Source organism: Enterococcus casseliflavus NBRC 100478 (assembly GCF_001544095.1).
GTDB classification, from domain to species: domain Bacteria; phylum Bacillota; class Bacilli; order Lactobacillales; family Enterococcaceae; genus Enterococcus_D; species Enterococcus_D casseliflavus.
In genome coordinates, this window is record NZ_BCPT01000002.1 from 173,393 (window position 1) to 195,819 (window position 22,427).

18 protein-coding genes are annotated in these 22,427 nt (G+C 46.4%); 6 read left to right on the top strand and 12 right to left on the bottom strand.

The annotated features are described in order from the left end of the window. Positions 1 to 226: 226 nt before the first annotated feature. A complete protein-coding gene (locus ECA1_RS02690; RefSeq protein ID WP_060791658.1) occupies positions 227 to 1,036 on the bottom strand; it encodes an aldo/keto reductase family protein in 810 nt (269 codons plus the stop codon). A 172-nt stretch (positions 1,037 to 1,208) separates the two neighbouring features. On the opposite strand from ECA1_RS02690, the gene ECA1_RS02695 reads away from it, so the two are divergent. After that, the gene (locus ECA1_RS02695) at positions 1,209 to 1,601 is read left to right on the top strand and encodes a YbaN family protein (RefSeq protein ID WP_005232815.1); all 393 of its coding nucleotides are present in this window, start codon (positions 1,209 to 1,211) and stop codon (positions 1,599 to 1,601) included. Positions 1,602 to 1,683: 82 nt separating this feature from the next. Here the strand turns inward: ECA1_RS02695 and ppdK are convergent, their stop codons facing one another. Continuing rightward, positions 1,684 to 4,317: a pyruvate, phosphate dikinase gene (ppdK, locus tag ECA1_RS02700; RefSeq protein WP_060791659.1), complete on the bottom strand. Its 2,634-nt coding sequence runs from the start codon at positions 4,315 to 4,317 to the stop codon at positions 1,684 to 1,686. A gap of 190 nt (positions 4,318 to 4,507) precedes the next feature. Here ppdK and ccpN point away from each other — a divergent pair, with 190 nt between their 5' ends. Genes ccpN through ECA1_RS02715 form a run of 3 tightly spaced genes read left to right on the top strand, consistent with a single transcriptional unit; the run spans position 4,508 to position 7,835 of the window. After that, positions 4,508 to 5,143 (top strand): transcriptional regulator CcpN, encoded by a 636-nt coding sequence (gene ccpN / locus ECA1_RS02705; protein ID WP_060791660.1) that lies wholly within the window; start codon positions 4,508 to 4,510, stop codon positions 5,141 to 5,143. A gap of 12 nt (positions 5,144 to 5,155) precedes the next feature. Beyond that, positions 5,156 to 5,974: a pyruvate, water dikinase regulatory protein gene (locus tag ECA1_RS02710; protein ID WP_060791661.1), complete on the top strand. Its 819-nt coding sequence runs from the start codon at positions 5,156 to 5,158 to the stop codon at positions 5,972 to 5,974. Further along, entirely contained in the window at positions 5,964 to 7,835 is a 1,872-nt protein-coding gene (locus ECA1_RS02715) for a fructose-bisphosphatase class III (RefSeq protein ID WP_060791662.1), read from the top strand. The genes ECA1_RS02710 and ECA1_RS02715 overlap by 11 nt, the downstream gene beginning before the upstream one ends. Positions 7,836 to 7,868: 33 nt before the next feature. Here ECA1_RS02715 and ECA1_RS02720 read toward each other — a convergent pair whose 3' ends face one another. The 7 genes from ECA1_RS02720 to ECA1_RS02750 form a co-directional block, all read right to left on the bottom strand. Beyond that, positions 7,869 to 8,282 (bottom strand): phosphate-starvation-inducible PsiE family protein, encoded by a 414-nt coding sequence (locus ECA1_RS02720; RefSeq protein ID WP_010748527.1) that lies wholly within the window; start codon positions 8,280 to 8,282, stop codon positions 7,869 to 7,871. Between the two features lie 300 nt (positions 8,283 to 8,582). Further along, complete coding sequence (locus ECA1_RS02725; protein ID WP_015508723.1) at positions 8,583 to 9,149, bottom strand: hypothetical protein; 567 nt, start codon at positions 9,147 to 9,149, stop codon at positions 8,583 to 8,585. 268 nt (positions 9,150 to 9,417) lie between these two features. Then, on the bottom strand, positions 9,418 to 9,921 hold the full coding sequence (locus ECA1_RS02730; protein WP_060791663.1) for a general stress protein: 504 nt from the start codon (positions 9,919 to 9,921) through the stop codon (positions 9,418 to 9,420). A gap of 242 nt (positions 9,922 to 10,163) precedes the next feature. Further along, positions 10,164 to 12,254: an SH3 domain-containing protein gene (locus tag ECA1_RS02735; protein WP_060791664.1), complete on the bottom strand. Its 2,091-nt coding sequence runs from the start codon at positions 12,252 to 12,254 to the stop codon at positions 10,164 to 10,166. A 221-nt stretch (positions 12,255 to 12,475) separates the two neighbouring features. After that, the gene (locus ECA1_RS02740; protein WP_005226552.1) at positions 12,476 to 13,705 is read right to left on the bottom strand and encodes an L-lactate MFS transporter; all 1,230 of its coding nucleotides are present in this window, start codon (positions 13,703 to 13,705) and stop codon (positions 12,476 to 12,478) included. A 90-nt stretch (positions 13,706 to 13,795) separates the two neighbouring features. Next, on the bottom strand, positions 13,796 to 16,222 hold the full coding sequence (locus ECA1_RS02745; protein ID WP_060791665.1) for a flavocytochrome c: 2,427 nt from the start codon (positions 16,220 to 16,222) through the stop codon (positions 13,796 to 13,798). Positions 16,223 to 16,240: 18 nt separating this feature from the next. Next, positions 16,241 to 16,846, bottom strand: a complete 606-nt coding sequence (locus ECA1_RS02750; RefSeq protein ID WP_060791666.1) for an NADPH-dependent FMN reductase — start codon at positions 16,844 to 16,846, stop codon at positions 16,241 to 16,243. 263 nt (positions 16,847 to 17,109) lie between these two features. On the opposite strand from ECA1_RS02750, the gene ECA1_RS02755 reads away from it, so the two are divergent. Continuing rightward, entirely contained in the window at positions 17,110 to 18,024 is a 915-nt protein-coding gene (locus tag ECA1_RS02755) for a LysR family transcriptional regulator (RefSeq protein WP_010748521.1), read from the top strand. 62 nt (positions 18,025 to 18,086) lie between these two features. On the opposite strand, the gene ECA1_RS02760 is transcribed toward ECA1_RS02755, so the two are convergent. The 3 genes from ECA1_RS02760 to ECA1_RS02770 all read right to left on the bottom strand — a co-directional run bounded on the left by ECA1_RS02760 (position 18,087) and on the right by ECA1_RS02770 (position 21,307). After that, complete coding sequence (locus ECA1_RS02760; RefSeq protein ID WP_060791667.1) at positions 18,087 to 19,028, bottom strand: FAD:protein FMN transferase; 942 nt, start codon at positions 19,026 to 19,028, stop codon at positions 18,087 to 18,089. Between the two features lie 136 nt (positions 19,029 to 19,164). After that, complete coding sequence (locus tag ECA1_RS02765) at positions 19,165 to 20,373, bottom strand: NAD(P)/FAD-dependent oxidoreductase (protein WP_060791668.1); 1,209 nt, start codon at positions 20,371 to 20,373, stop codon at positions 19,165 to 19,167. Positions 20,374 to 20,404: 31 nt separating this feature from the next. Then, positions 20,405 to 21,307, bottom strand: a complete 903-nt coding sequence (locus ECA1_RS02770; RefSeq protein ID WP_060791669.1) for a prenyltransferase — start codon at positions 21,305 to 21,307, stop codon at positions 20,405 to 20,407. 93 nt (positions 21,308 to 21,400) lie between these two features. On the opposite strand from ECA1_RS02770, the gene ECA1_RS02775 reads away from it, so the two are divergent. Further along, entirely contained in the window at positions 21,401 to 22,381 is a 981-nt protein-coding gene (locus tag ECA1_RS02775) for a polyprenyl synthetase family protein (protein WP_005226544.1), read from the top strand. Positions 22,382 to 22,427 lie beyond the last annotated feature (46 nt).

The following is a 22,427-nucleotide window of genomic DNA, read 5'->3' on the forward strand; positions in this document are numbered from 1 at the left end:
GACCCTTAGTAAGGATAATCGGTTATTTCTTTGAATGATTAAGAGGGTTCATTGGCAGAAACGGCTGCAAGCGCATTTTCTTTTTTGCTAAGGCTTACGGTTGCTGATCTAACGAATAGAAAAGCTCCTCAGTCATGAAGGAGCGTTGCGACTGCATAAAAATAGCCAGCACGGAAGTTTCCGCACTGGCTGCAGGGGCCCCTTTAATGGGACTGCTTTTTATTGCCTATAATTCTTTGATGACGGCTTTTTCTTCCGCAGTCAAAGCGAAATCAAAGAGCGCTAAATTTTCGGCTTGATGTTTTTCTGAATGGGATTTCGGAATCACGATCACCCCACGCTCGATTTGGTAACGCAAGACCACTTGGCTCCAGGTTTTTTGATACGCTTCACCGATTTGGGTCAAGGTTTCCCGAGCCGCTTCTGAAATCCGTGAAAGTGGCCCCCAGGCTTCTGGAACTACCTGATAGGCTAAGGAATAGGCGATGATCGCATCGTTCCACTTGCCTGGATGCGATTCGATTTGATTGACCGCTGGTTTGATCCGACTGTTTGCCAATAAATAGCTAAGTTCTTCTTCTTGGAAATTGGACACCCCGATCGCTTTTAAGACTCCTTTATCGACATAAGCCTCAAGAACCGCCCAGACAGCTGCGATCTCTGCCAAGTTGTCCCACGGATGATGGATCAAATAAAGATCGATCGATTCCGTCTGCAAGGCTGCTAAACTCGCTTCGACAGACGCTTTCACGGCAGCTGCATCTTGCGTATGCTCTGGTTTGCCAGGAATCTTAGAAGTCAGGAAAAATTCGCTGCGGTCGATCCCGCTTTCCTTGATGGCTTTGCCTACCACGGCTTCGTTGCGGTAAGAAATCGCCGTATCAAAATGCCGATACCCAAGCTTGATAGCAGTCAACAGCTCTGTCGTATCATCATTGATCGCACCTTGGTATTCTCGGTTTTCTTTCCCAAATGTATTCGTCCCACTGCCGATCACTGGAATCTGAATGCCGGTATTCAATTCAATCGTTTCCATGCTACTTCCCCCTTTGTGTTGTTTCTAGTCTATCAAAAAAGCAGGAGTAAGGGGAAGAAAAACTCTTATTGCCGCTAAAAAACGGGGAAAAACACAAAACGCATGTTCAAGCTGCCCCTCCTCCGTTATACTGAGGGTAAGACACGAAACACCCAAATAAGGAGGGTTACTTTTGAAAAAAACACTATTTTTTCTTTGTGGATCACTGACATTCGGTCTAGGTACTTTAGGAATCTTTTTACCTTTCTTACCCACAACGGTCTTTTACTTGCTGACGGCTTATTTCTGGCTGCGGAGTTCCGATACCTATTATCAACGCTTGGTTCAATCAGAAAATTATCAAAAATACATTGAAAAACCACTCGTACAAAAACAGCTGAGCACCAAGGCAATGGTTCGGATGTTTGCCATGATGCTGGTAGTCTTTGCAATTCCTGCACTATTGATCCCCAATCTGCTGGTACGTTTCGTCCTCGCTGCCATCTACCTCGCCCATGTCATTGGGATCACTTGGTATTTAAAAGGACGCAAACCCGCGATTCAAAAAACGGATCAGCCCCTGTAAGAACGACGCTGCACGAACACACCGTAATCCACCAAGCAGGCGAGCCTTGCTAGTGGACTGCGGTGTATTTTTTTCTCCTATTTTAGCGGGAGCCCACTGACGCCTCTTCGATGATGGGGGCGGATTGGGCGATCGCTAACCAGGCAGCAGGGATTCGGTATGGGGAGCAAGAAACATAGTCGATGCCGATCTCTCGCAAAAATGCAATGGAATAGGGATCGCTGCCGACTTCGCCACAAACACCGATCGAGTGCTCTGGCTGACGATCTCTTACGCCAGTGATCGCTTGGCGCATCAACGTGCCAACACCCGCCTGATCTAAGTGCCGGTAAGGATCTTCTTGTAAGATCTCCGACTGCAAATAGGCTTGAATAAAGCTGCCTGCATCATCCCGCGAAAAGCCAAAGGTCATTTGGGTCAAGTCATTGGTACCAAAACTAAAGAACGCAGCATCTTCAGCACACTCCCCAGCGATCAAGCACGCTCTAGGTGTCTCGATCATCATGCCGATCTCGATGTGCAATGGTTGCTGCAGGGTTGCTTCTGCTTGAGCGATCACCTGCGTCAACGTCGCTTTCAACACCTGCAGCTCTGCGGGCAAACTGATCAGGGGCAATAAGATCGCCGCCTCTACCTCGACTCCTTGCTGCCGCAATTCCACAGCCGCTTCACAAATCGCCGCTGTTTGCATTTCATAAATTTCTGGATAGCTCAGTCCTAAACGGCTGCCGCGATGCCCCATCATGGGATTGACCTCTTGCAGCTCGTCAATTCGCCGCTCGATCACTGCCAATGATTTTTGACTACGGCGAGCCATTTCAAGGCGTTCATGCTCATGGGGCAAAAATTCATGAAGTGGTGGATCTAATAAACGAATCGTGCACTTCTTTCCTTGCGCGGCCTGCAGCATTTCTTGGAAATCGGCTTTTTGATAAGCCTTGATCTCAGCCAACGCCTTCAATCGTTCCTCCTTCGTTTCTGCCAAAATGACTTCCCGCATTTTCCACAAACGCTCTTCCCCAAAAAACATATGCTCCGTCCGTGCCAGACCGATGCCCGCTGCCCCAAAGGCCAGCGCAGCCTCAATGTCATTTTTTGTTTCCGCATTTGCGTAAACCTTTAGATCTGCCTGGGCTTGTGCCCACGTCAAAAGCTGATCCAGCAAGACCCGCTCCTGGACACTGGTCATAGGCAGCTGCCCTTGATACAGTTTGCCAGTGCTGCCGTCTACCGAAAGCACGTCACCTTCTTCAATCAGCAGCTCGCCACAGCGAGCCTGCTTCAAAAATACATCGACACTTAATGCCTCGCACCCTACCACACAGCAGACCCCCAGACCACGGGCGACCACCGCCGCATGCGAAGTCATCCCCCCACGAGCGGTAATGATCGCTTCACTCACCACCATGCCTTCAATATCTTCAGGTGAGGTTTCCTGCCGCAGCAACAGGACTTTTTCTCCTGCGCGGCTGGCTTTTTCCGCCGCCTCTGCAGTGAAATAGACATGGCCTGAAGCTGCTCCTGGACTAGCCGGCAAGCCCTGCGCAAAGGCTTTGGCTTGCTGTAAGGCTTCGGGGGCAAATAACGGGTGCAGCAATTGATCGATCATTTCTGGTGTGATGCGATCTAGTGCTTGCCTAATAGTGATCCGACCTTCTGCGACCATATCCGTTGCGATTTGCGCTGCGGCAGCGGCGGTTCGTTTGCCGTTTCTTGTTTGCAAGACAAACAGCTGGCCGTCATCGATGGTAAACTCAATGTCTTGCATGTCTTGATAGTGATCCTCCAAACGCTCAGCCAGTTGCTTTAATTCCTGATAGATCATGGGATGCTGCTGTGCCAACGATTGGATCGGTTGCGGTGTACGAATCCCTGCAACCACATCTTCCCCTTGGGCACACACTAAAAATTCGCCGAAAAGTCCCGGTTCCCCGGTTGCTGGATTGCGGGTGAAGGCGACACCCGTCCCGCTATTTATCCCGCTGTTACCAAACACCATTTCTTGAATCGTTACGGCAGTCCCTAGATCGTCAGGGATGCGATGGAGAGATCGGTAGGTCTTTGCCCGTGGGTTGTTCCATGAGCGAAAAACCGCCGTGATGGCTGCCAACAATTGCTGAAACGGGTCTTGCGGAAACGCTTCTTGAGTATGTTCCATATAAATACTTTGAAACACGCGGCAGATCATTTGCCAATCATTGCCGGTCATCATTTGGTCTGACGCATAATTCTGCTGTTTCTTATAATCTGTCAAGTAGGCTTCAAAGTGCTCTTTTGCTACACCTTTCACCACATCCCCATACATTTGGATCAAACGGCGGTAACAATCATAAGCAAAAACGGGGTCCCCCGTCTGCTGAGCCAAGCCTTGGACGGTTTCATCATTCAACCCAAGGTTTAAGATCGTATCCATCATCCCTGGCATGGAAAACTTAGCCCCACTGCGGACAGAAACCAACAACGGCGACTGCAGTCCGCCAAATGTTTTGTTCCTGCGCACTGCCAATTCTTCGATGGCAGCTTTGACTTGCTTGATGATCGCCTCAGGAAGAACCTGTTCTTCTAAATAGGTCAGGCAAATAGTCGCAGGGACGATAAATCCCTGGGGAACAGGCAAACCCAAATTGGTCATCTCCGCAAGATTTGCCCCTTTCCCGCCTAATAGTGCTTTTTGCTCTTTTGTGCCTTCTGAAAACCATACGACTGCTTTTTCCATCATGTTCCTCCTTTTAAATGTTATATACTATTTCGATTAATTAGCAGTATATAGTATGACACATTTAATCGTCAAGCTGAAAAAAGAAAACTTTTAAGGGATTTATCCTTTTTAAAAGAGAAGGATTGCCTTTTTATTCGGAAAATCATATAATCAATAGCATAGCACATAAAAGAAAGAAGGTGACACATTGGAATTAAGCCAAAGACAAATGAAAATCATTGAGATCGTCAAAGAGCATCAGCCGATCAGTGGGGAGACCATTGCGAAGCAGTTGGGCTTGAGCCGCGCAACCTTGCGGAATGACTTATCGATTTTGACCATGACCGGTTTATTAGACGCCCGACCGAAAGTCGGCTATTTCTATACAGGACAAACCGTTGAGCCTTTGCTTTTCGAAAAACTCTATCATACCAAAGTTGCAGAAATCATGATCCCACCGTTGCTGATCTCACAAACGGTCTCCGTTTATGAAGCGGTCACGACTTTGTTTATGTACGATGTCGGTTCCCTCTATGTCAAAAATGACCAAGACGAGCTGATTGGGGTCCTCTCCCGCAAAGACCTACTGCGCTTTGCGATCAGCAATGCCGCACCAGAAAAAACACCTGTAGCGATGATCATGACTCGCATGCCAAACATCGTGACCATCACAGCCGAAGAAACAATTTTGACGGCTGGTACGTTGTTAGGGCGACATGAAGTCGATACCTTGCCTGTGGTCGATCCGCAGGAACCAAAAAAAGTCATCGGCAAAATCACGAAGACACGGCTGATGAATTACTTTATTCAAGCAGGCAATGACAGTGACAACACACACTTTTAGGGGGCAAAAACAATGAAGAACGTTCGAATATATTTGATTTCAGATTCCGTAGGCGAAACGGCACAAAAGCTGATCGCAGCCGTTTCCGCGCAGTTTCCCACGATCGACCTTTCAGACATCCAGCTCTTTCCCTTTACTAATGATGAAGAGAGCTTAGGCGAGATCCTCAAAGATGCCTTGCTAGACAAATCGATCGTCGTTACCACCTTAGTCAATAAAGAATTAGTCGCCTTTGTTGATGCCTTTGCCAAGCGGACTGGTTTGCAATATGTCGACTTTATGTCGCCCTTGACCACGATGCTGGAAAAAACATTCGGTGTAGAAGCCGTCCAAGAGCCTGGTGCCTTGCATCGCTTGAACCAAGCATATTTCAGCCGGGTGGCAGCGATGGAATTTGCCGTAAAATACGACGACGGCAAAGACCCACGGGGATTTCTCGATGCTGACTTTGTCCTCTTAGGGGTTTCGCGAACCTCGAAGACCCCATTGTGTTTATACATGGCAAACCGCGGCTACAAAGTGGCAAATCTGCCTTTGATTCCTGAAGTTGCTTTGCCAGCCGAAGTGCACCAAGTCGACCCGCGAAAAATGGTCGGTTTGACCACGAATCCAGAATCTCTGACCGAGATTCGGCGATCCCGAATGCATTCATTGGGCTTAAAAGAAGAGACCCATTACACCAATTGTGAACGAATCGAAGCAGAATTAGCTTACGCGAATGAATGGTTCAAAAAGCTGAACATTCCGGTGATCGATGTCAGCAAACGCTCCATTGAAGAAAGCGCGATGCTGATTGAAGAACAAGCCAAAGAACAGGCCCATGTTCAATAAAGACGCCTTGGCAAACCTGACCGAGATCATCAACTTGGAAGCCATCCAGCAGCTGCCGAAAGCCACCGAGCACTTTGTCAGCGATCTGCATGGTGAATACGATGCCTTTGACCATATTTTGCGGAATGGTTCTGGCAGTATCCGAGAAAAAGTCGAGATTTTGTTTACTGGCGTCTTGACGAAAGAAGAACAGACCGAACTTTGTTTTGTCATTTATTATCCAGAGGAGCTATTACAAGAACAGGCCTGGACCCCTGCCGATTGGCGCTTAAAGATGGCACAGCTAGTGAAAGTTGCCCGCTTTACTTCCAGTAAATACACACGCTCCAAGGTACGCAAAGCACTGCCGTCTTCTTTTGCTTATATCTTAGAAGAACTGTTGTACCAATATGATGCTGACTTCAATAAAGAAGCTTACTATCGGGCGATTTTTGATAAAATCATTGAATTAGAGGCCGCCCCGCTTTTTTGCCAAGAACTGGCGTACTTGATTCAGCGCTTCGTAGTGGATCATCTCCACGTCTTAGGCGATATTTATGATCGCGGACCAGCGCCAGACAAAATCGTCGATCGCTTGATGACTTTGCCCTCACTGGATATTCAGCTAGGCAACCATGATATTTTGTGGATCGGCAGCTTTTGCGGCTCGCTGCCCTGTTTGGCCAATACGATCCGCATCGCTGCTCGCTACGGCAATCTGGCATTATTACAAGATGGTTATGGGATCGATCTATCAAAAGCACTGGCTTTTAGCCAAAAATATTACACAGAAAATGAAGGCTTTTATCCGCAAAAAACAGTGGACCCTTTATCAAGCCAGCAAAAAAAAGCAGCCATGCTTTTGCAACAGGCGTTTGCCATCATCCAATTCAAAGTCGAAGCAGCCGTGATCCAGCGGCGACCAGCATTTGCGATGGCAGAGCGCTGCTTGTTGCATCGCTTGTCTCAAGATCGGCAACAAATCCAGCTAGACCAGACCTATCCTTTGATCAACGGCTGTTTTCAACTAGTAGCTCCCGATGATCCTTACCGTTTGACAGCAGAAGAACATGAGGTACTGCAAGATTTGCTGAGCCAATTTCAACGCTCGCCCCGTTTAGCTGCGCATATGCACTTTTTAGTTGAGCATGGCACATTGTACCAGCGCTTCAACGACAACCTGCTGTATCACGGCTGCCTGCCTTGTCAGGAAAACGGCGATTTCCTGGCCTTTACTTTCCAGCAGCAGCCCTTAGCAGGCAAAGCGTTGATGGACTTTTTTCAGCAATGTTTGCAGGAAAGCTTTGCCGCACCAGAAAAGCAAACAGACCTTGCCACCGATATGATCTGGTATCTTTGGTGCGGCGAAGGCTCTTCCCTCTTCGGCAAAAAAGCCATGAAAACCTTTGAGCGCTACTTTATAGCAGATCGCAACACCCATATGGAACAAAAAAATGCCTATTATTCTTTAAGGGAAAACGAAGACTTCTGCTGCCGTGTCCTAGCTGCCTTCGGTCTGCCGCCGACAGGCCACATCATCAATGGCCACACCCCTGTCAAAGTCCGTAAAGGCGAGACGCCCATCAAGGCAAATGGTCGTTTATTGGTGATCGATGGCGGACTCTCTCGCTCCTACCAATCCGTCACAGGCATTGCCGGTTACACGCTGTTGTCAAATTCCTTTGGTATGACCTTAGCAGCCCATCAACCCTTTACAGATCGCCAGCAAGCCATCCAGCAGCGACGTGACATCGTCACTCAGAAAAAAATCGTCGTGCGGCAAACGGAAAGAACAACGGTAGGGCAAACAGATATCGGCAAGCGGCTGCAGCAAGAAAGCCGAGTGCTTTTTGAAGAATTAAAAAATCATCCGATCCCTTGACGAGTCATTCGTCAACCAATCGGATGATTTTTTTTACAGTCCTTTAGAACTATGAAAGGCTTTGAGTTTTTCCAACGCCTGCAGCACAATGATCAAGACCAAGATCGCTAAGGCCAAAAAGAGCGTTTCTAACCCTTTTCCTTGTGCCAAAAGCAGCTCTCTTAAAATTGCTGTAATACTGATCAAAATCAAGTAACGCACCGGAATATGGTGACCTTCTTTTACGTAACGCAATAACATCAAAATAATTTCCAGTAAAATAAACAATGTCGCGATCTCTTCGATCAATAAGGAAAGATCACTGACTTCATGCAGCGGGATCACATGGACAACGATTTTATAGATCGCTTCCGCCATCACCACCAAAACCAACAGAACCAACAGTCCTAACATAATATCAACAATCACACTAATCATTTTTTCGAAGTGCTTAAAATACTTTCCCATAACACCCCTCCTCGCACTTATTATAGCGAAACTGTTCAAAATCACTTTACGATATGCTTGCAAGTGCAGCTTTTTTTAGGAAGGAAGAAAATAAACACGCAGGACTGAGGGTAGTCGCTTTTTCACTAGTCAAAAGGGATAGCTGCTTTCTGCGACTTTACGGAAACACAGCAACGAAAAAGCCTGTTTATAGCAATGGCCGGGCGTGACCTCCTTCACACAAGCAAATAAAAAAGCTAGGCATAAAGCCTAGCTGAAATGGTGCCTTTGGATTGGACTGGTTTTCCTTATAAACTGGGATCAGTTGACCCCTTCGACTGTTAGATCAACGTTTTCACTCGTATCTTCCGCAGCTTCGTCATCGCTATTGGAGGTTTCCGAAGACGGTTCAGTCGTTTCACTACTGGAGCTGCTGGTTGTAGTACTGGTCGAACTCGTAGACGAAGAGCTTGAAGAACTGCTGCTAGCGCTACTGCTGGAGGTATCGCTGGTGGTCGTTGAGCCGCCACTCGGCGCGGTACTCGAACTGCTTTCGCTACTTGCAGAAGTACTGACGCTAGGCTCTGTCTCTACTTCGCTTACAGAAACAGACGTGCCTTCATTTGTCGACGCTTCGATCGAGCGACTAGTCGTTGAAGACGGTGTATACGAACTAACACTGGCTTCATAAAAAATCTGACTGGAATCAGAGGTTTCTTCGATACTGCTGCTTGCGGTCTGGTAAGGTGGCTCGGAGGAACTACTGGAAGAATCTCGAACAAAGGGCGCGGCAACAAAGGCATTGGCATCTTGATTGATCGCCACACTCAAAAAAACCGCAACAAAACAACTGACTAATGCCGACTGCATATTGAACTTGAATTTCATCGCACTCCCCATCCTTTCCCAAAAATATGGTTGGACCTTCCGTCAATGATCTATCTCATTCTTATATTATACAAAAAAAAGCAATCGTCAACAAATTAAGTTTTATTTTCAAAGATGACAAAGACATGAATGCCCGTTGCGCAACAAAAAAAGCCCGAGGGCGACGGTCGATCACCTGCGGGCCCATCCCTTCACTAAGGGTTGGCAGGCGCGACGGATGCTCGTTCCTCTGGCTTTAATGGTTCCTTTACTTAAGAAATTCTTTTACTTATAAGTTTCGCAGATGATTCGGGTCATGGATCGGTGCTTCAATATCACTGTCTCCCATGCGCGGTGTTGGATGAACGGACTCATCGGACATCGCTGTTTCACCTGGTAACGGTTGATCGATGATTGGCTCAGTATCTGCATCACGATCCGTTATTTTGTCCATCGGCTGATAATCGTAGACGCCGACAACGAGTTTGTCTCGTTCGATGTCATCTCGGTAGCCGTATAATGGATCATGTTCATCGTCTCTGTGATCTGAATCGCCAAAAGAAAACGCATCTTTGATTTTTTCCCAAAGCGAACGATCTTCGTCTTCACTAGCAGCATGCTCCACTTCCACATCATCGATGGATTCTAACCCAAATTGATCGATGACTGTTTGATTCGCATACAGCACGATATCGTCTTTGCCATAGCCTTCGTTTGTCAATTGCTCAATAACCGGTAATACTTCTGTTCGAGTGTCGTAACTGCCAATAATCGTTAGGTTTCTGTTGTGCATGTGAAATCCTCCTTATTTTGTGTACGCTTCGATTGTTCTGGTTCTGAAGCAATTCTTTTAAATCTAGCAATTTCTATTGCTTCTTTCATTCTAACGCAGGGTTCCCTGATTGACCAAATAGTTTGATTGCGCTTACGAAAAACAAGTAGTTTCTTGATAAACCGCTAGCAGCTTAGTGAACGCTTGATCCAGCATAAAAAAACCGCGTGAGCCAATGGCATACACGCGGTTGCTTTTGCTTATTATTTGGAAACGATCAACTTTTGCCCGACATAGATCGTATAGCTGCTGTTGATCTCGTTCCATGATGCGATTTGGCTGATGCTGGTGTTGTATTTTTGTGCCAGTGACCATAGGCTGTCACCTGATTTCACCGTGTGCGTCTTCGTTGAACTACTGCTGGTATTCGTATTAGAAGACCCACTGCTAGCAGCTGTCAAGTAGGCACCGCTGACCCAGCCTTTGCCAGAAACATAATACCATTTGTTCGTGCCATTGACGGTCGTCCCGGTTTTTGTTGCGGTAACCGTGACGGTTGCCCCTTTACTTAAAGAACCAGTAATACTGCTGCTGGTAGAAGCATCGGAACGAACATTTAAAATCTCGGTGGTTTTCATTTTCTGATTTGTCGTCGTTGAACCGCTGTTATTGGAAGAGCTGCTGGTTGTTGTCAAGTAGGCACCACTGACCCAACCTTTGCCAGAAACGTAGTACCACGTTTTATTGCCTTCCACTGAAGTGCCGTTCTTTTTCGCTGTCACGGTAACGGTCACCCCTTGACCAAGCGTCGTCACGACACGGCTGCTGGTAGAAGCATCCGAGCGGACATTCAATGCGGCCGTCGTCTTCATTTTTTGATTGATGCTTGAACTGTTGTCTTCTTTTTCTGCTTCAGAAGCATTATTGTTGGTCACTTCAGTAAGGTAGGCACCGCTGACCCAACCTTTGCCAGAGACATAGTACCAATTTTTGTTGCCGTTGACTGATGTGCCGGTTTTCATAGAAGTGGCTGTAAAGGTCGTGCCTTTGCTAAGTGATCCTACCACTGATCCGCTAGTAGAAGCGCTGGAACGAATATTCATCGCTTCCGTCGTCTTCATTTTTTTGTTGATCGTCGTGCCAGAATTGCTATTGTCAGAACCGGTGTTGCCTGATCCGCTATTGTTATTTGAAGAATCGGTCGAAACCTTCGTCAAATATGCACCGCTGACCCAGCCTTTGCCAGAAATTTTATACCACGTGGTGTTGCCGTTGACGCTGGTGCCCGTTTTGGTCGCAGTTGCCGTAAACGTCGTATTGGCTGCTAACGAACCAGTGATAGAGGCACTGGTGGAGGCATCCGAACGAATATTCATGGATGACGTGGTTTTCATTTGCTGATTGATCGCTGTTTCATCACTGACGATCGTTTCATTGCTATTGCCGCCGCCTGCATTTGAGCTGCCAGTGTCATATTGCGTTAAATTATACGTACTGATCAAATTGTTTAATTTGCTGGCATAAGAAGTATCGGTTGCATACCGCCCTTGCAGCCAAGCGGTCGCTTGCGTGTAAGAGGTCGTATTGCTTTTCCACGCACCGCTGTAATAGTAGTTGCCGCTAGAAAAACTCGTGTTGCGCAACACATACGCATTGTCTTCAAAAGACTCTTTTAATGATGGGTATTTCCGAAACTTGGCGCTGATCAAATAATAATTGCCTGAACCATCATCTTCATACGTATCCATTGTCACGTATTGGCCATTATAGCTACCTTTGATCCCAAACATATTGTTGGCCGTGGTCGTCAAAGTTGATGCGCCCCAGCCAGATTCCAAAATCGCTTGTGCCATCATGACAGAGGCATACAGATCGTTTGCTGCCGCTACTTCCGTTGCATAGCCGCAAATCTGACTGATAAAGGCAGCCGGATCGATCGTAGCCCGTGAAAATAATGCCCGACTGGTCAAATCCGAAAGGGCTGATGGTACTTCATCTGCTTCTAAGACTTCATCACTAGCGACTGTTGTACTTTCTGTCGTCGCTGTTTCTGATCCCTCAGTGACCACTTCCGTCCCTGACTCCTCCGTCGTTTCCGAAGTTTCTTCGGTCACAACAGGTGCTGTCGTTTCCTCAACCGGTGTGCTGTCGGTTTCTGGTGTCGTGTTTGTTGTTTGTTCAACGACCTTGAGGTCATTGCTAGTTTCTGTCGTTGCCGTTTCAGCCGCATGCCCTAAGGTCGGGATAAACGTTGATCCCGCTACTAAAGTAGTAGCCATCGTAATACTTTTTTGGGTATATTGTGTGCGCTTCAAGCGCTTTTCTAAGCGGCGTCGTTCTTTACGAATTGTCATTTAATCCCTCCGTCGTATTAGCCTTTTTTTATTGTAACACGATTTATTAAAAAATGGGGGGTTAAGATGAAAAAACAGTGAAATCAACGAGATAATTTCTTGCTGTAAAACAGTTTTCTCTTTTGCTTCATCAGTCAATCCTCTGTTTTAAAAAAAGAAAAAAGAGTGGTTTTGGCACCAAAAAAGCAGCCTTTATCAAAAAGACTGCTTTGGTTGAATTGTTATTTAATAACAGGTGCGGGCTTTTTGGCTTTTTTCAGCATCGCATAGCCAATGTTGAGAACGAGCCCAAAAACCGCCAAGAAAATTGCTGTATAAAAGGCTTTTGTATAATCTCCTTGGTTGCTTTCAGCGATTGCTGCTGCCACTCTAGGCCCAAAGAATGCCGCCGTAGAATAACCAATAAAGACGATTCCATAGTTGACTCCTTGATTGATCGGTCCGTAATTTTCCATAACGATCGATGGGAAAACCCCCATCACGCCCCCGAAGCACAGTCCTAAACCGATGATCCCGACAGTGAAGATCACGGTTGTTTGACCAAGCGTTAATAAGAATAAGGACAATGCCACCACGCCATAGATGATCATCAACGTATTCGTCCGACCAATTTTATCAGAAACGGTGCCCCAAAGGACACGACCAAAACAGTTGCTCAATGAGTACAAGCTGACATAAAAAGCAGCGGCGGCTGCCGTCAAACCGAACATACTTTGCCCGATCACTGATGCGTTAGAAGCAATCATCAAACCTGAGAAAGCCCCTGCCCCTAACATAACGATAATCAAGTAGAAGGTTGGGGTCTTTAGCATGTCCAACCAATTCAGATTGATTTGTGGGCCATTTTTCCCTTGCGCCGCTGGTTGCCAACCTGCTGGGCGATAATCTTCTGGTGCCTTGCGAATAAACAGACTAGCCACTAAGACGATCACGATATAGGCGATCCCTAAAATCCGAAACGCTGCTAGTACATCTTGTGATTCGATCAAACGATTTGCAATCGGTGCGGCAATAATCGCTGCCCCACCCATACCTGCTGTGATCAAGCCAGAAGCCAGTCCCCGTTTATCTGGGAATAGCCGAATCGTATTGCTTAAACAAGCCGAATAGGCAAAGCCTTGCCCTAAACCAGCAAAGACTCCATAGGTCAGGTAAAGCATGGCGGGTGAGTTGACCAATCCCGTCAGGAAGAAGCCCGCTCCGAACAACACGCCTCCACCAGCGATGACCCATCTAGCGGCTCCTCGGTCTGTCAGCAAACCACCCAAAATCATGGTAATCGGGCCAACTGCGGCATTGATGGTAAAGGCTAACATGATCTCTTCCATGGACCAGCCTTTTAATTGACTAAGAGGTCCTGCAAAAACACTAAAGGCGTAAACGGCGCCCGTACACAGCAATACCGCGGTCGAAGCGATCAGAATCAGCCAGCGATTGATTTTTGTTTCCATTTTTTCTCTCCTTTGCTTTAAGCATGTTACTTTATTCACATGTTTTTTCAAAAGCTAGCGCGCGTGTCGAGACACAACGCGCAAGGCTTTTTATTCGAGATGTTCTGCGACTGCTGTTTTTCCAGCAATTCGGCCAAAAGTAAAGATGTCTGTCAACGAGTTGCCGCCTAAGCGATTGCCAGCATGGATCCCCCCAGCAACTTCCCCTGCTGCATACAGCCCTTCAATGATTTGATCTTCCTTCGTCAACACATGGGTTTGCGGATCGATCTTCAATCCCCCCATCGTGTGGTGAACCGCTGGTTTTCTTGGTGTGGCATAGAAAGGCGCTTTTTCCACTTTCAAGTCGAAGACATCTTTGCCAAACTCTGGGTCCTTCCCAGCATCCACATAGCTGTTGTATTTCGCAACGGTCGCCTCTAAGACGGCTGGATCAACATTGATCTGCTCTGCCAGGCCAGCCAAGGTCTCACTGCGGAACAGCGTACCAGCAGCTACTTGCTTATCGATTTTTTCTTGGCTCGTGTTATAAGCGGTTTTCTTGATCTCTTCATCCGCGATCAAATAGAACAATCCGCCATTATCGATCGCCGCTTGGGTCAATACATCGCGGCTTTCGTATTCATTGACAAAGCGTTCACCCTTTTGATTGACCATCACAAAGTTAGCAGGTGGCACTTGCAGGCCACTGAACAAAGCCCCTGTGTTTGGATCAGATACGGGCATCATTTGCGAAAAGCCCATGCCAACAAGGTCCGCGCCAGCACTTTCCCCTAGTTTGATCCCGTCACCAGTGATCGCTGGTGAATTTGACGTTTTGATATCGTCTTCGATCTCTGTCCAATAGGTATTGTATTTTTTCAACATTTTCGTATTCGCTCCGAACCCACCAGAAGCTAAAATCACTGCTTTGGCATGGATCGTGACTTTTTGACCGTTACGGCCTTCCCCGATGATTCCAGTAACCTTGCCATCTTCGATCAATAATTCTTTGACAGGCGTATCGGTTAAGATCGTTCCCCCATGTTCTTTCACGAATTGATGCAAAGCAGAGACAAAGGCATACCCTTCGTTTTTGACTGGTTTATGTCCTCGGCGCCATTTCGCTCCTACTGGCATATCGACATTGTTCATATCAAATTCTACGCCGATTCCTTCTAGCCATTTCACTGAGTCCAATGCTTGATCCGTCAAGATCTTCACTAGCTCGTATTTCCCATAGATCGGTTGACCATTCAAATCTTTGCGTTTTCCGCCTAAATAGGTTTGAATTCGATGCCACAAAGCAGAATCAAATAAGTATTCTTTTTCGGGCGTCGTTTCTGAAAGATACGCAGTGATTTGTGCCTTCAAAGCTTTGAAGTCTGGCAAGTATTCTGCATCGATCTCTTGCTCATCGATCGTCAGCACTTCTTCTAAAGCACTGCGTTCGCCAGGCAATGCGGAAAAGCCGTTTTGCCATTTTGGATCTGCGGCATTCATCGGTCCGCCAGTACGTACGGTATTGCCTCCGATCGCTGGGAATTTTTCTACTAAGATCACGTCTTTATTGGCTTGCAGCACACTGGCAGCTGCACTCAGGCCCGCACCGCCGCCACCTACGACAACGACATCGGTGGTATACGTTTCATCTTCTGTTTGCAAAGCACTGGCGGCTTTTGGCCGTTTGCGCAAGACATCTGGGTTCGCACCAGCCATTTTCACGGCTTTTGCTACGCCATCAACGACACCGTTACTAGTAACCGAAGCACCAGAGATCGCATCGACATTTAAGGTTTGCCCTTCAATGATCTCTTGAGGAATCCGTACGAAAACGACATCAGCGATCCCTTCGGATTCACCAGAAGTATCGATATCGATAGCTTCGATCCGTTCTTCACTCAATTTGACGACCATTGGTAGATCCCCGTTATGTCCTGGTGCTGTGACGGTGTATTCGCCAGGCTCATAAACGACTTCTTCTGGTACGTTCAACAAATTAGCGACTTCCGTAAACCGAACGAACTTGCGGAAACAGCTTTCCAAAAAATCGACCGTTCGTTGATCTTTTAAATTGCCTTGTTCATCAAAGGCTTGATGCGCACGTCCCAACAAGAACTCATTTCCTGGCATGACTGTCGCATTGACACCCGGTGCATCAAGGATTTGGCGCAAATGAAGCTGTGCTCGCGAAGAGCCTTGTACATCGTAGGATGCACCGACGATCATCACTGGTTTGCCATCAAAGGGATGGAGATTGAAGGAGAGCCATTCCAAGACGCTTTTCAATGCGGAAGGAATCGAATGGTTATGCTCTGGTGTCGCAATGATCACCCCATCGGCTGCTAAAATCTTGCTATTTAACCGTTGGATCACTTCACTATTGGTTTGATCTTGTGTTTCATTGAACATTGGGACATCCTTGATTTCCAGCAGTTCAATTTCTGCTAGGGCAGCAAATTCTCGCTGCATAAACGCCACTAATTGGCGATTGGTGGATTTTTTGGCGTTCGTTCCGATTAGGCCGACAAATTTCATGACTGGTTCCTCTCTTTCTTATGCTTGTTCCCACGAAAATTTCTTTGCTCGTTCTTTAGCCGTTGAATATTCACTGACCAGACGGTTCGTGATTTCGACAAACAAGACAAATTCATTGAAACAATCTTCGAGTTCGGCAACTTTTTCGCTATCGATCAAGTTTCCTTGTTCATCGAAGGCTTGCATGGAGTGCCCTAATAAAAATTCCGCACTCGGCATGATTCGAGCTTTTACTTCTGGTGCATCTAAGATCTGACGCAAGTGGGCTTGGGCTCTCGATGAACCTAATGCACCAAGAGAAGCACCCGTGATCATCACTGGTTTGTCGATCAAAGGCCGCGTCGTATAAGAAAGCCATTCAATCATGCTTTTTAGCACCGCTGGGATCGAGTGATCGTATTCTGGTGTACTGATGATCACCCCATCGGCTGCTTCGATCTTCTCTGACAAGGCTTGGACTGCCGCTGGTGCCGTCCGATCTTCTGGTTCATTAAATGCTGGCAGATCACTGATTTCGCAAAGTTCGATCTCCGCTTGGTCACTAAAATGGCTTTGAATAAATTGCAGTAAGCGACGGTTGGTCGAACACGTCGAGTTGGTTCCTACGATTCCAATCAATTTCATTATCATCTCTCCTAATTGTGAATAATTTAACATTTAACAATAAATAAAAAGTTTTTGACCATTGGCTTTGATTTCTTTTTTCAATCGTTTCTCAAGTTGGTTTTTAAGACCTACTGAGATGAAAGGCTTCTTCCTAAACAAAAAAATCTTCCCCAAGTACCCATTTAGTTTACGACTGAATTCTTTATTTGTGAAATATTTATTTAATTATCCATCGATAACAAATTTGTTATAATAAGAAAAATGACTAGGAGGACCACGCAATGGCACTTAAAGATTCCCATCTGATGCTGCAATACCTCGATACCTTGTTAAAGCATAGCAACTATACCAAAGCCGCCAAAGACCTCTACATCTCACAGCCTTACTTGACACAAACCGTGAAACGTGCCGAACAAGAGCTAGGGACCCCCATCATCAATCGGCAGCCGGGTCATTTTCAACTGACGGAAGCTGGTAAAATCTATTATCAATATCTGGAAACCTTGGAAACAGAGTCTGCCAAATTGAAAAGTCGGCTGTCTTGGTATACAGCGACCGAGAAGCGTTCTTTGCGCTTAGGCATCTTGCCGAGCCTTGGTTCCTATCTGCTGCCACTCTTTTTGCCTGCATATTATGAACACTATCCCAACGTGCACTTTTTCTTACGGGAAGACCTGCCGAAGCACAATGAAAAACGACTGTTGAATGGGCAGCTGGACTTTTTTATCGGACAAAATCCTGAGACGATCGCACCGAATCTAACAGTCCACAGTACCAATCAAGAACGGTATCTAGCGATCATTCCGCCTTGTTCTCCCCTGTATCAACCAGAGAAGCGGTATTTAGCACCTGATTCATTGGCAGTCAAAGACTTGCTGCAAAGTCCGTTGATTTTGACTGCCAGCGGCTCGGCGATTCGGCGCCAAATCGATCAATTGCTGCAAAAATACAAAGTAGAGGCGACCGTGCTCATAGAAAGCAGCAATATTTATACAGCAGCGGCATTAGCAGAAAACAACCTTGGGATTGCGATCGTACCAGAAAGCGTGCTGCAAGCAGCGACCGCGACTCCTTTTAATCTTTATCCAATGCCAGAGGAACTCTTGTCCCTCACCTATTTTATTGCCCATCAAGCCGAACGGGCATTGTCAAACAGCGAAGCCGACTTGATCGAGACCTTTTTGCAACACGTCTAGCTTTCTTTTTACAAAAAAACAAGCAGCCACCACCTATATTCCTAGGTGATCGCTGCTTGTTTTCATTCTGCTGTTGGCGTTTCGATCAAACGGGCTAATTCTTGCGGATAGATCAACTCTCCATGTTTGGTAATGATTAACCCAGTGATTCCTTCTAACGGCGCCAGCTCCTGCAAGATGGCTTGTGGCTCTTTGCCGAACAAGCGGGTTGTCCAAATCTCTCCATCAACCGATTGGTCGGAGAGAATCGTGACACTGGCAATGGCTGACTCTAACGGATAGCCCGTATCTCGATCAAAAATATGATGATAGGTCTTGCCCGCTACCTGATAGGTTCGTTCATAGATCCCTGATGTAACGACTGATTGATTACGAACCTTCAACGCTGCGACAAAATTCCCTCTTGGTAAGAAAGGGTTTTGGATCCCGATCCGCCAATAGCCATCTTGATGGCTTGGGGCATCGCCGTAAGTCACCACATTGCCTCCAAGATCGATCAAAGCGGCTGTAACACCAACCTGTTTGAAATAGGTCATCAACAAATCAGCAAAATATCCTTTTGCCACAGCCCCTAGATCAAGCTTCATGCCAGCAGCTAATCCGACGGTCTGCAGCGTTTCATCCAAAATGATCTTGGCAGGATCAGTCTTTGGCAGCAGCTCCGCGATTTTCTCAGGCGTTGGTAGATGAGCATCTTGGAACCCGATCCGCCATTCCTGCACCAAAGGACCGATGGCAATATTTAAGTAGCTATCTTTGGGTACGCTATGGGTTTTCCCTAGTGCGATCAATTCAAACAATTCCGGTGCGGTGGCGATCGCTCCTTGTCCTGCCTGCTGATTGATCTGCATCAACTCAGACGTCGGGTCATTGGCACTAAATCGCTGTTCAAAGGCCGCAGCTCTTTGAGCAGCTTCCTCTAAGATCACTTCTGGGGTTTCATGCTGCACCCAAATCGTGATCACCGTTCCCATTCCCTGTAACACTCGTTGGCCTTCTGGCATTGTCCTTGCTCCTTTGTCCTCTTCTTTTGGCTATCATAGCAGTTTCTGGGAGAAAAAAGTAGTCTGCGGGATGCCGCCACTGCTTTTTTTGAAAAAAAACTGCGAGGTCTCCCTCGCAGTCTGCTGTCTCTATTGCTCAATGATAAAAGTCGAAGCGGCCTTTCGCCAATACTTCTTTGACCCCACCGGTTTGGTACAAGGAACGGTCCATAATGGCTTTTTTCACCACGGAAGCGGGATAGCCTTTGATGCCCATTTTCCCTACTAAGCCAAAGGCATGGGTATTGCCGATAGACGCCACTGAACCTAATGATTCAAAGTGGAAATCTGTTGGTTTTTCCCCGTTCATTTGACGTAAGATATTTTTACCCGCATGCTGCCCCATCTTCAAAGCGATTTGAGCCGTTGTTGGATACGGGCGATTGGTCGCTGGGTCCATGACTGCTGAAACATCACCGACAACATAGACGTTACTATGATCAGGGTCTGTTAGGTCTTGATTGACCATCACACGACCACGACGAGCAGAAAAGTTTGATTCAGCCATCACATGGCTGCCGCTGACGCCTGTGGTCCAAACGATGGTTTTGGCTGATAATTCAGCTGTTGCTCCTGTATCGGCATCATCTTGATAGACAACGACACCTGGTTTGATTGCTTTGATGGGTTTACCAGTCAGGAAGTTCACGCCCCATTTAACGAGATTTTTGATCCCATAATCCGATAGTTTTTCATCAAACATCGGTAATAAACGAGTCACTGCTTCGACACAATACAGTTTGATGTCTTCTGGTTTGACGCCTGCTGCTTTCGCAAAGGTTTTACGGTTTTCCACCAATGAACCTAGCAATTCGATTCCGGTGAAACCAGCACCGCAGACAACGATTTTTAGGTAGTCAGGATTTTGTGTTTCTTTGTATGCCTTCATTTGTTTCAACAAATGATGATAGATGTTTTCTGCGGAGTCGACATCCACCATTTCCAACGCATGCTCCTCGACACCAGGGATCCCAAATGATTCTGATTCAAAGCCTAACGCCACGATCAAATAATCATACGTGCACGTGGATTGATCTTTAAAAACGATCACTTGCTGGTTACGATCGATCGACGCCACTTCCTTTTGAACAAAGCTCGTCTTTTGGGGACGAACAACATCATTGATGGGATAGCAAATGCGGTCTCTTGGTTGCGTACCGGCCACAACTTCATGAAGATCGGTTGCCTCATAATGATAATCGTTTTTGTCGATCAATGTGATGTGAAACGCTTCTTTTGCTCCTTGCAGTACGTGCAATGCTCGCAATCCAGCATACCCTGCTCCTAAAATGACAACTTCCTTCATGTTTCCTTACTTCCTTTCTTTGCTGTAAAAATTATAAAGTCAAACCAATCGCAAAACTCAGCACTTGTACGCATGCTCCGACCGCAAGGATCCGAACGGCACAAATGAAGGTCTCTCTTTTGATTTGTTTTTGCATAAATCGTTTTGTCTGCTGCCAGACAAAGGGCGCCGCGAAAAAGGTCAGAACCAGTGACCAAGGCGCAATGTTGAGGGCAACTGAGGCAATGATCGCAACAAACGCCAAGACGTTCATCGTGATAAATAATTTCAACGCACGGGCTTTACCAAGGTAATGCACTAGCGTATAGCGCTCATTTTTTTCATCCTCTTCCAGATCACAAATGTTGTTTGCCAGCATCAAGTTGGCGATCCATAATGTGTTGGGTAATGAGATCAAGAAAATACTGCCGATCGTGGCAATATTCCATTCAAAGGTTTGATAGGCATTGAGATAGACACAGATCAACGAGATCATAAAGCCCATCGTAAAGCCAGAAAAGAACTCGCCTAAAGGCAAACTAGAAAGCGGCCGTGGACCAGAGGAATAAAAGATCCCGACTAGGTAACAATACAGTCCCATCCAAAAGAGCGGCCAACCAACTACCATTGCCAAGGCGATTCCCATGGCGGCGGAAACGATGATCATGGAGACCATCAACCAAAAAACCAATTTGACAGACAACTGTTCCCGACCAATGATATTGGTTTTTTCTTTGTAATCATGCCCTTCTGTGGCATGATGGTAATCGTTGTAGTTATCTAAAATATCCACCGCCATATTGAAGATCAGCATGGCAATGAAATACAATAGGACATAGCCAAGATGAATCGTTTGATAATTGTACCAGCTGTAGCAGACACCAATGAAAAATGGCAAAATACTGGCGGTTTTTGCTTTAAATTCGACAAGTTCTAAAAATACAGGTAGCGTCACAACTTCACCTCCTTTAGTGAGTGCATTAAACTAGTCAATCACGCCCCTTTACGCTAGAATAAGGGCTGAATGACTGTTAGAAAGGGTTATACTATGTTTGACTTTTGGATCGATTATCCGACGATCGAACAACGATTGAAAACCGTATGTTCCATCATTGAAGAACACGTTACTGTTCGTAACAAAGAGATACAAGATGTTTTGATCGACTTTACTTATTCAGGTGGAAAAATGCTGCGGCCAGCGCTCTTTTTTTTGTTTGCTGACTTAGGCGATCCCCATTATAAAAAAACCGACCAATTAACAAAAATTGCTGCTTCTCTAGAAATTTTACACATGGCCACTTTGATCCACGACGACATCATTGACGATTCGCCGCTGCGGCGCAGTCAAGTCACTGTTCAAGCCAAATACGGCAAGGATATCGCGGTCTACACGGGTGATCTTTTGTTCACCCAATTTTTTGAGCTTTTGATCGAAAGTATGAATGGCTCCCCGTTTTTAAAAACCAACGCACAAGCCATGAAACGACTCCTTTTAGGTGAACTTGATCAAATGCACACTCGCTACAATATCCATGAATCGATTGACGACTATCTGCAAAGCATCAACGGCAAAACCGCTGAACTGTTTTGGCTCGCTTGTCTCGAAGGCGCTCATTTTGGCGGCCTCGACACAGAAAACCAAGAGCGGGCGGGTGAGATCGGTCGCAACATCGGGATCGCCTTTCAAGTATTCGACGATATTCTCGACTACACCTCTGATAGCGGCACTTTGAAAAAACCGATTCTAGAAGATTTGGCACAAGGAGTCTATACCTTACCGCTGCTATTTGCCAAAGAACAGGCACCTGCAGCATTCGCTCCTTATTTGAATAAAAAAGCAGCACTCTCCTTGGCAGAAGCCCAAGAAGTTGCGGATCTTGTCGTCCGTTACGGCGGTGTCGAAAAAGCGCGTGCTTTCGCGGTCACCTACACGCAAAAAGCCTTAGACGACATCGATCTGCTGCCCGAAGCACCTAGCAAAGCCAAAATTCGTTCATTAACTGAACTGCTCTTGCAGCGCAATTACTGAGCCATAGAGCAATGAGAAGAAAAGCGTCCATCACTGATTGATGGAC